Origin of the sequence: Bradyrhizobium genomosp. III, from assembly GCF_000261705.1 — a bacterium.
Classification (GTDB): domain Bacteria; phylum Pseudomonadota; class Alphaproteobacteria; order Rhizobiales; family Xanthobacteraceae; genus Bradyrhizobium; species Bradyrhizobium ottawaense.
On record NZ_AJQF01000135.1, the window covers coordinates 1 to 8,794 of the forward strand.

Genomic DNA, 8,794 nt, shown 5'->3' on the forward strand with positions numbered 1-8,794 from the left:
GCTCCAGCGCACCGCCGCGGACTACTGGATCCCCGCCTTCGCGGGGATGACAGCGGTAATTGCCTCTCGCACAGCGACATCAACGAATTAAACCGGAGGATCCCCATGAACATCCGCTCCAACCCCGAAAAAACCATCCCCGCCGTCACCACCGGCCCCCTTCCCTCCTCGCGAAAGATCTTCGCCTCCCCCGACGCCGCGCCCGACCTGCGCGTACCGCTGCGCGAGATCATCCTGTCGGAAGGCGCCGGCGAGCCGAACCTGCCGGTCTACGACACCTCCGGCCCCTACACCGATCCGAGCGTCACCATCGACGTCAACGCCGGCCTTGCCCGCAACCGCAAAGCCTGGGTGCTGGAGCGTGGCGGCGTCGAGGAATATCAGGGCCGGCAGATCAAGCCGGAGGACAATGGCAGCGTCTCCACCGACAACGCCGCGCGCGCCTTCAGCGCCTATCACCAGCCGCTGCGGGGCCTTCCCGGCCACAAGATCACGCAGCTCGAATTCGCCCGCGCCGGCATCATCACCAAGGAGATGATCTACGTCGCCGCGCGCGAAAACCTCGGCCGCAAGCAGCAGCTCGAGCGCGCGGAAGCCGCCCTCGCCGGCGGCGAAAGCTTCGGCGCCTCGGTGCCTGCCTTCATTACCCCGGAGTTCGTGCGCGACGAGATCGCGCGCGGCCGCGCCATCATCCCCTCCAACATCAACCATTCCGAGCTCGAGCCGATGATCATCGGCCGCAACTTCCTCACCAAGATCAACGCCAATATCGGCAACTCCGCGGTGACGTCGTCGGTCGAGGAAGAGGTCGAGAAGATGGTGTGGGCGATCCGCTGGGGCGCCGACACCGTGATGGACCTCTCGACCGGCCGCAACATCCACACCACCCGCGAATGGATCCTGCGCAACTCGCCGGTGCCGATCGGCACCGTGCCGATCTACCAGGCGCTGGAGAAGTGCAACGGCGATCCGGTCAAGCTGACCTGGGAGCTCTACAAGGACACCTTGATCGAGCAGTGCGAGCAGGGCGTCGACTATTTCACCATCCACGCCGGCGTGCGCCTGCAATACATCCACCTCACCGCCAGCCGCGTCACCGGCATCGTCTCGCGTGGCGGCTCGATCATGGCGAAGTGGTGCCTGGCGCATCACAAGGAGAGTTTTCTTTACACCCACTTCGACGAAATTTGCGACTTGATGCGCAAGTACGACGTCTCCTTCTCGTTGGGCGATGGATTGCGTCCGGGCTCGATCGCCGACGCGAATGATCGCGCACAGTTTGCCGAACTCGAAACGCTCGGCGAACTGACAAAAATCGCGTGGGACAAGGGCTGCCAGGTCATGATCGAAGGTCCCGGCCACGTGCCGATGCACAAGATCAAGATCAACATGGACAAGCAGCTCAAGGAGTGCGGCGAGGCGCCGTTCTACACGCTTGGACCGCTGACCACCGACATCGCGCCGGGCTACGACCACATCACGTCAGGGATTGGTGCGGCCATGATCGGCTGGTTCGGCTGCGCCATGCTCTGCTACGTCACGCCGAAGGAGCATCTCGGCCTGCCCGATCGTAACGACGTCAAGGTCGGCGTCATCACCTACAAGATCGCAGCTCACGCCTCCGATCTCGCCAAGGGCCACCCGGCGGCGCAACTCCGCGACGACGCCCTCTCCCGCGCGAGGTTCGACTTCCGCTGGAGCGATCAGTTCAACCTCGGCCTCGACCCCGACACCGCGAAAAACTTCCACGACGAGACCCTGCCGAAGGAAGCCCACAAGGTCGCGCATTTCTGCTCGATGTGCGGACCAAAGTTCTGCTCGATGAAGATCACGCAGGACGTGCGGGACTATGCGGCGACGCTGAATGATCCGAACTCGGTGGGCATGTCGCTGAGCGGCACGGCCGAGGACGGCATGGCGAAGATGAGCGCGAAGTTCAAGGAGATGGGGAGCAGCGTTTATCTGGATGCGGAGAAGGTGAAGGAGAGCAATCGGGTGTTGTGAGGGTTACCCGACCGAAGGTCGAAAAATGGTCGGGAGACGCGCTTCCCGACCATTATAGGCGCAACCAGAACGCGACACGATCCGATCTTTCTTGTTCGTTTTGCAAGAGTTGCGCGCAAACCGCTGTCGATGGCAGGAATTTCGTCACTAGAAATTACTCTGGAATGGCTCTCGCGGCAGGAAGCGCAGCTCAACGGGATTCCAAAATTCGGCGCAACCAAAATCCCCTCTTGATTGCTGCGTTCACGAATACGAACAAGCCTTCAGATGCGCTGAGGCACTGGCGCGGCGAGCATGGGACGCAGCAAACGAAAATGCCCCTTTTCTTCGTTTTCGTTGCATCAAACGATCACCAAGACGCGACATGCCCGGGTCCGCCCCCCACCGCCTCCCCGACCAACTCCGCCCCAACCTCCGCCTCGTCTTCGTCGGCACCGCCGCCTCGACGCGCTCGGCCGCGGTCGGGCACTACTACGCCCATCCCGGCAACCGCTTCTGGCGCGCGATCCATGAGGCCGGGATCACGCCGCGGCGGTATCAGCCAAGCGAGTTCGCATCGCTGATCGCGCTCGGCATCGGCTTCACCGATCTCTCCAAGTCGGGCGCCGGGATGGATCACCAGATCGCGGCGGAGACGATCGACGTATCAGGCTTCAGGGCGAAGATGGACAAGTATCGGCCGCGGACGATTGCGTTCACCAGCAAGAAGGCGGCGAGCTTGTTTTACGGCAGGGCATCGGCTGCGATTTCGCTGGGGCGGCAGCCGCGCGATGCAAGCTTGCCGGAGATTTTTGTGCTGCCCTCGCCGTCCGGTGCTGCGTCGGGGAGTTGGACTCTGGAGCCGTGGCGCGAGTTGGCGGCGTGGATTGGTCGTGAGGTGAGCTGACAACGGCGCGTCACACTCCGCCGTCGTCCCGGCGAACGCCGGGACCCATAACCACAGGGAGGGGTTTGGCGAAGACTGTTCGTTTCGGGAAGGGGACCAACCGCAACAGATAAATCACGCGGTATGGGTCCCGGCGTTCGCCGGGACGACACCGTTTGTTTGGCTACACGCGGGAGAAGGAACGAACCGTTGTCGGAATCCGCGCTGCCCGTTCGTCCTCGAACCAAACGCGCGCCACATGGAGCCACTTATGCCCCCCACCATCACTGCCTTCGAAAGCTCCCCCGACCGCGGCCGGGGCCAAGCGCGCGACATGCGGGTTCGCTGGGCGCTGGAGGAGGTCGGCCAGCCCTACGACGTCCGCCTCGTCTCGTTCGCGGCGATGAAGCAGCCGGCGCATCTTGCGCTGCATCCGTTCGGGCAGATCCCAACCTATGAGGACGACGACCTCACTCTGTTCGAGTCGGGCGCGATCGTGCTGCATATCGCCGAGCGCGACGACGGGTTGCTGCCGAAGGATGCCAATGCCCGCGCCCGCGCGATCGCGTGGATGTTCGCCGCGCTGAGCACGGTGGAGCCGCCGATCGTCGAGCTCACCATGGCCATGCTGTTCGAGCGCGACAGGAGCTGGTACGCGGAGCGGCTGCCTATGCTCGAGGAGCGCGTCCGTACCAGGCTCGGCGAACTGTCCCGCCACTTCAGTGGTGCCGACTGGCTCGATGGCGCCTTCAGCGCCGGCGATCTCGTGATGGTGACGGTGCTGCGGCGGCTGAACACATCCGGCCTGCTGGACGAATATCCTGACATCGCCGCCTATGTCGCGCGCGGTGAAGCGCGGCCGGCGTTCCGGCGCGCGTTCGACGCGCAGCTGGCGGTGTTCAAGGCTGCATCACAGTCGTAGGGTGGATTAGCCCCGGGCTGCGCGAATGTCCCTCGGCATAATCCTGCAACCGTCTCGCGCCGCCTCACTGAAACCGATACGTCATGGCGAACGTCGCCAGATGCGCCCGCATCGCGACGTCGTAGGTGTTGACGGACGGATCGAACTCGGCCCGGCCGCTCGACCGTGTGACGGTGAAGCCGGACTTGCCGTAATCGGCATAGCGGTATTCGGCGCGCGCGAGCCAGTTGCCCCACACGACTGTCTCCAGGCCGCCACCGAGCGTCCAGCCCATCTTCGTGGTCGACGAATTGATGATCGGCGACGACAGCGCGAAGAAGCCGCTGCAGTTGCGGCTGGTGCAGGTCGAGGTCAACTCGAAGTTCTGCCAGGCCGCGCCGGCGGTGGCATAGAGCATGGTCTGCGGGCTCACGAGATAGCCGCCGCGCGCGCGCAAGGATGCGTCCCAGCGGCTGCGGATCGACAGGCTCTCGCCGCGCGCCTGGGAGTCGGCGAGATGGACGCTGGTAAAACCTTCGCGCGTGGTGGTGCGGTCGGCAAAACCAAAATCGCCCTCCACGCCGGCGGTCCATTGCGAGGCGAGCTGCCAGAGATAACCGGCATAAGGGCTGGCGCGGAACGCGGTGTTGTCCATCGGCCGGTTGTTGGCGCGCTCTGCGAGGTCGAACGCAAAGCCGCCGATCGTCTCCGATGTAGCGGTCAGGTCGGTGCGCGTGGCGCGCGCACCGAGACCAAGGCCGAGATACGCACCGGTCCAGGACGGCAGCATGGCGGCCTGCGCTTGCAGCGGATGCGAACCGGCGCCGGTGACGGGAGCACCGAACTTGTAGGCGAGGCCGACGCTCGCCGTGTGGGTCCGCAGCCTGGTGTCGAAATTGTCGACCGTCAGCGCGGGCCCCGCGCCGCTTCTGGTGCGTGCCATGGTGAACGGCGTGGTGCCGAAATCGGCGTAGCGATAGTCGGCGCGCAGCAGCCAGTTGCCCCACAGCGCGGTCTCGAGGCCGCCCCCGAGCGTCCACCCGGTTCTGGTGGCGGAGTTCGACACCACGGCAGGCAGCGCATTGTTGCAGGTGGCGCCAACACAGACCGAGGTGACGTCGAATTGCTGCCAGGCAAGTCCGCCCGTCACATAAGCCATTGTCGCGGGCGTCAGGAGATAGCCGGCGCGGCCGCGCAGGCTCGCATCCCAGCCGGCCGTGAGTGCGAGGCTGTCGACGAGGAAGCTGGACGAGCCGGCCCGCGGCGAGGCGCGAAACCCCTGGAGGATGGTGGTCTGGCGACCAAAACCCACATCGCCTTCGACACCGAGGACCCAGCTCGGCGCCACCTGCCAATTGAAGCCGGCATAGGGATTGACGCGAAGGCCCGGGCCGTCGAACGGCTGACTGACGAGGGCATCGCTGATGTCACGGGGAATGCCGTCCTCGAATACCGATGTGGTGGTGAGGTCGGCGGCGGTCGATCGGAAGCCGAGGCCGAGGCCGGCATAGAAGCCGGTCCACGACGAGATCGCGACCGGCGGCGCCTTGGTGAGGGGCTTTACCGCGATATCCGCAGCCTGTGCCGATGCTGCAAAGGCGAGCCCGACCAGAAGCGCGCCGCCGAAAGACAATGCCGGCATGTTTCGGCGGGTCAGTGAGCATCGCATGTCGGGGCCCTGGCGCAATAATTTCAGGCCGAATCCATACTGCGAACGGGCGATACCTCGCGTCCTCCGATCGAACGACACCGCCCACAAGGCGCCGGACTGTTGCAAGCCTGTCACTGCGGCGATACCACTCCGGGTGGAAGGGAGCCCGCCCATGCTGACCCTCTATTCCTACCCGCAACTGTTCGGCGTTGCCGACAACAACGGCTATGGCCTCAAGGTCTACGCCTTCCTCAAGCTCGCGGGCGTGCCGCTCGTGCACGAGCACATCTTCGACGCCTCCGCCGCGCCGCGCGGGCAGCTGCCCTACATCGTCGACGACGGCGAGGCCATCGGCGACAGCGAGGCGATCATCGCGCATGTGATCGCGAAATATCGCCTGACGATCGATGCCGCGCTCTCGAGCGAGCAGCGCCGCACCAATCTCCTCGTCACGCGCATGCTCGACGATCTCTATTGGGTGATGTCGTATTCGCGCTGGAAGGACGAGCGCTATTATCCGGCGTTCCGCGACGGCTTCATCGCGCAACATCCGCAAGTGAGTGCGGAAGGATTCGAGAAGGCGAAGGCGTATAATGCGCAGCGCTATCATTACCAGGGCATCGGCCGCTACACGCCGGAGCAGGCTTACGCGCGGGGGCTCGCCGATTTGCGGGCGCTGGCCGAGATCGTGCCCGCCGCCGGCTTCGTGCACGGCGCGGCGCCAACGAGCGTCGATGCCGGCATCTACGGCTTCGTCGCGAACATCTATTATTTTCCGATCCCGACGCCGCTGAAGGCGTTCGTCGATGCGCAGAAGAATCTCGTCGCGCATTGCGAGCGTATTCATGCGGCGATCGGAAAATCGTAGGGTGGGTTAGCGCAGCGGCTGCGCGAAGCGCGGGCCGATGCGCGTAACCCACCTCTTCTCCTTCCGCGGTGACAGAAGTGGTGGGTTACGCCAAGGGTCTAACCCACCCTACGGCGGCACCCTGCTCTACCGCATCGTGATCGCGAGGCCGCTGAGATCCGCATTCGCCATCAATCCCACCTGGGTGCCGGTCAATTCCAGCACGGCGCCCTTCTGGTTGGTGAGCACGATGGCGCGGGCGCCGCGGCCGACGGCAAGGCCGGCACCGGCGGCGCCGTAAACGCCGGCGACATCGGAGGGACGATTGATGTTGGAGACGCGGCCGCGCAGCACCGTCTTGGAACCGCCGAAGACGAGACCGTAGTCGAGCCCGCCGGTGGACAGCCCATAGGAGCGGCCGCGGAAGTTGAGCACGCCGGAACCGCCGGAGCCGCCGATGATCCAGCCCGCCTTGTAGATCGTCAGCACCACGGTGCCGCCGTCGGCCATCGCCGAGGTCGAGAGCCCGGCCAGGGCGGCAATGGCGACCAGCGCGGCGCGGAAGGTGGATGCGATCTTCATGGATATCTCCGGGGGCTATTTTTCAAGGAGGGATTCGAATCAGACGCAGCGAATCTATCCGATGGATCGCGGCGGCAAAATGATGGGGCTGCCATGAGACGCAAGGCGCGGCGTCGCACTCAACCGTCATCGCCCGGTCCAAACATCCAACCGGGCGATCCAGTATTCCAGAGGCGGCGGTGACTGAGCCGAGAGGCCGCGGCGCAATGGATGCCCCGGTCAAGCCGGGGCCTGACGGCGGAGGTTCGGGCACAAAGTCGCGCATCGCCATCATCCCGTTCCGCCCCTGTCTTGCCCGACGGAGCAACTTGGAGGTTTAGCCTTTACCGAATTGTAAAACTCAATGATCTCCACATGATCTCTACTGTGCATGGGGTTGTTTTCGCGTTTTTGTTCTTGCCGGTCTCCGCAACCCGATTGCAAGTCTCCCGCATGTCGCTACGCTCATGCGGGCTACGCGCCCTTTCCTACATTCGAGGTGATGCCATGCCGATCCAGCATTTCGCGCCCCCGCCGCACGTGAAGGCGCCGCCGCTGTCCTTTGCGACGCGCGTCGGTGATCTCCTGTTCGTCTCCGGCATTCCCGGCTTCGATGCCAATGGTGCGCTGCCCGACGGTTTCGAGACGCAGTTCGCCAATGTCGTCGTCAACATCAAGCGCGTGCTGGACGAGGCCGGCGCCGGTGTCCGCGACCTCGTCAAGGTCAACGTCCTCTTGACCCGCGCCTCCGACGTTGCCGCCATGAATGCGCTCTATGCCGGCGCCTTCGGCCCGCCGCCCTATCCGGCGCGCACCACCTGCGTGGTTCAGGCCCTGCCCGACCCGAGGATGCTGATCGAGATCGAGGCGGTGGCGTCGCTGGCGAAATGAGCCACTGAGCGTGTGGCTTGCCGGGCACGCGGCCGAACCAAATGCTTGGGGAACAGCTGACATGTCCGTGAACGGCAGCTCCCCGGCTTGCAAAGGACCTGCTTTTACCGCACGAATTTTTGCGTCCCTCTTCCCCACAAGGAGATATTTCATGCGTCGCGTTCTCGCCCTCTGTGCCGTTGCCGGCATCGCCACCTCCGTGTTCGCCGTGCCGGCCTCGGCGGCGGTCGGCTATTACGTGATCCGCTGGGACAACACCGGCATCTGCCAGGTCTGGAACGAGGACCTGAAGTACAAGCCGTTCCAATGGGGCGTGTCGACCTACAAGGTCGTCAGCAAGCCGCTCCCGACCTTCCAGGCCGCTTCCGACGTCCAGATCAAGATGCGCGCCGAGCGCCGCTGCACGCTCTGAGCTTTTGCAACGGACCGGATTTGGAGGGCGGGTCGCGCGAGCGATCCGCCTTCTTCTTTTTGCGGGACCGCGCGTTTTCCGGCCGAAATCAGCCATGTCCCGCTCGCGCGCTTTGAACCTGACCGGCCTGCGGAACTACTCACATCTTGTCCGGGGCGCATCCCCAGCGTCCGGCACCCAGCCCTCCCCGCATTGCCGGGAGGCGCATCACATCATTCATTTGAGGAGCTGATCATGCGTCGTATTTCCGTGCTGTGCGCTGCCGCCGGTCTTGCCGTCACCGCCTTCGTCGCGGCGAGCCCAGCGGAAGCCAGCTATCACCTGATCCGCTGGCAGGACACCGGCCTCTGCCAGATCTGGGACGAGAGCATCCCGACCACGCCGTGGCCGGCCGGCTATCATCGCGCCAGCGCAACCGTGCCGACGTTCATCGACGCACTCGCCGTGAAGGACGCCGCGCTGAAGAACGGCCAGTGCACCTGGTAAGATTTCGATCGGCGGACGAAGAGCGGGCAAGGACGCGGGCATGCGTTCTTGCCCGTTTCTCTTCGAGATGTCGCAGGGTGGGCAAAGCGCAAGCGTGCCCACCGTTTCCATCTATCACGAAGATGGTGGGCACGGCGCTTGGCGCCTTTGCCCACCCTTGTATTAGCGCGCCGGAT

General features: G+C 64.5%; 9 protein-coding genes. 7 read left to right on the forward strand and 2 right to left on the reverse strand.

From position 1 onward, the window contains the following. The first annotated feature begins 105 nt into the window (after positions 1-105). From thiC to IC66_RS0111615, 3 genes are all read left to right on the forward strand, one after another. Positions 106-2,004, forward strand: a complete 1,899-nt coding sequence (thiC, locus tag IC66_RS0111605) for a phosphomethylpyrimidine synthase ThiC (RefSeq protein ID WP_038947722.1) — start codon at positions 106-108, stop codon at positions 2,002-2,004. Between the two features lie 364 nt (positions 2,005-2,368). After that, complete coding sequence (locus IC66_RS0111610; RefSeq protein ID WP_038947723.1) at positions 2,369-2,890, forward strand: mismatch-specific DNA-glycosylase; 522 nt, start codon at positions 2,369-2,371, stop codon at positions 2,888-2,890. Positions 2,891-3,140: 250 nt separating this feature from the next. Next, a complete protein-coding gene (locus IC66_RS0111615) occupies positions 3,141-3,791 on the forward strand; it encodes a glutathione S-transferase family protein (RefSeq protein WP_038947724.1) in 651 nt (216 codons plus the stop codon). A gap of 64 nt (positions 3,792-3,855) precedes the next feature. Here the strand turns inward: IC66_RS0111615 and IC66_RS0111620 are convergent, their stop codons facing one another. After that, positions 3,856-5,412, reverse strand: a complete 1,557-nt coding sequence (locus IC66_RS0111620; RefSeq protein WP_049806509.1) for an outer membrane protein — start codon at positions 5,410-5,412, stop codon at positions 3,856-3,858. A gap of 181 nt (positions 5,413-5,593) precedes the next feature. Between IC66_RS0111620 and IC66_RS0111625 the strand changes: the two genes are divergently transcribed. Next, positions 5,594-6,289 carry a glutathione S-transferase family protein gene (locus IC66_RS0111625; RefSeq protein ID WP_038947726.1) on the forward strand — a complete coding sequence of 232 codons (696 nt, stop codon included), beginning with the start codon at positions 5,594-5,596 and terminating at the stop codon, positions 6,287-6,289. Positions 6,290-6,415: 126 nt separating this feature from the next. On the opposite strand, the gene IC66_RS0111630 is transcribed toward IC66_RS0111625, so the two are convergent. Beyond that, on the reverse strand, positions 6,416-6,850 hold the full coding sequence (locus tag IC66_RS0111630; protein ID WP_028145586.1) for a hypothetical protein: 435 nt from the start codon (positions 6,848-6,850) through the stop codon (positions 6,416-6,418). Between the two features lie 486 nt (positions 6,851-7,336). Here IC66_RS0111630 and IC66_RS0111635 point away from each other — a divergent pair, with 486 nt between their 5' ends. The 3 genes from IC66_RS0111635 (at position 7,337) to IC66_RS0111645 (ending at position 8,618) form a co-directional block, all read left to right on the forward strand. Then, complete coding sequence (locus tag IC66_RS0111635; protein ID WP_038947728.1) at positions 7,337-7,720, forward strand: RidA family protein; 384 nt, start codon at positions 7,337-7,339, stop codon at positions 7,718-7,720. 151 nt (positions 7,721-7,871) lie between these two features. Next, positions 7,872-8,132, forward strand: coding sequence for a hypothetical protein (locus tag IC66_RS47095; RefSeq protein ID WP_028145588.1), 261 nt, complete (start codon positions 7,872-7,874; stop codon positions 8,130-8,132). Between the two features lie 234 nt (positions 8,133-8,366). Next, positions 8,367-8,618 (forward strand): hypothetical protein, encoded by a 252-nt coding sequence (locus tag IC66_RS0111645; protein ID WP_038947729.1) that lies wholly within the window; start codon positions 8,367-8,369, stop codon positions 8,616-8,618. The last annotated feature ends 176 nt before the right edge of the window (positions 8,619-8,794 follow it).

Excerpts from the sequence above, each read along its gene's own strand:
- thiC (WP_038947722.1), top strand. The coding sequence starts at position 106 with ATGAACATCCGCTCCAACCCCGAAAAAACCATCCCCGCCGTCACCACC.
- IC66_RS0111610 (WP_038947723.1), top strand. The coding sequence starts at position 2,369 with ATGCCCGGGTCCGCCCCCCACCGCCTCCCCGACCAACTCCGCCCCAAC.
- IC66_RS0111615 (WP_038947724.1), top strand. The coding sequence starts at position 3,141 with ATGCCCCCCACCATCACTGCCTTCGAAAGCTCCCCCGACCGCGGCCGG.
- IC66_RS0111620 (WP_049806509.1), bottom strand. The coding sequence starts at position 5,412 with ATGCCGGCATTGTCTTTCGGCGGCGCGCTTCTGGTCGGGCTCGCCTTT.
- IC66_RS0111625 (WP_038947726.1), top strand. The coding sequence starts at position 5,594 with ATGCTGACCCTCTATTCCTACCCGCAACTGTTCGGCGTTGCCGACAAC.
- IC66_RS0111630 (WP_028145586.1), bottom strand. The coding sequence starts at position 6,850 with ATGAAGATCGCATCCACCTTCCGCGCCGCGCTGGTCGCCATTGCCGCC.
- IC66_RS0111635 (WP_038947728.1), top strand. The coding sequence starts at position 7,337 with ATGCCGATCCAGCATTTCGCGCCCCCGCCGCACGTGAAGGCGCCGCCG.
- IC66_RS47095 (WP_028145588.1), top strand. The coding sequence starts at position 7,872 with ATGCGTCGCGTTCTCGCCCTCTGTGCCGTTGCCGGCATCGCCACCTCC.
- IC66_RS0111645 (WP_038947729.1), top strand. The coding sequence starts at position 8,367 with ATGCGTCGTATTTCCGTGCTGTGCGCTGCCGCCGGTCTTGCCGTCACC.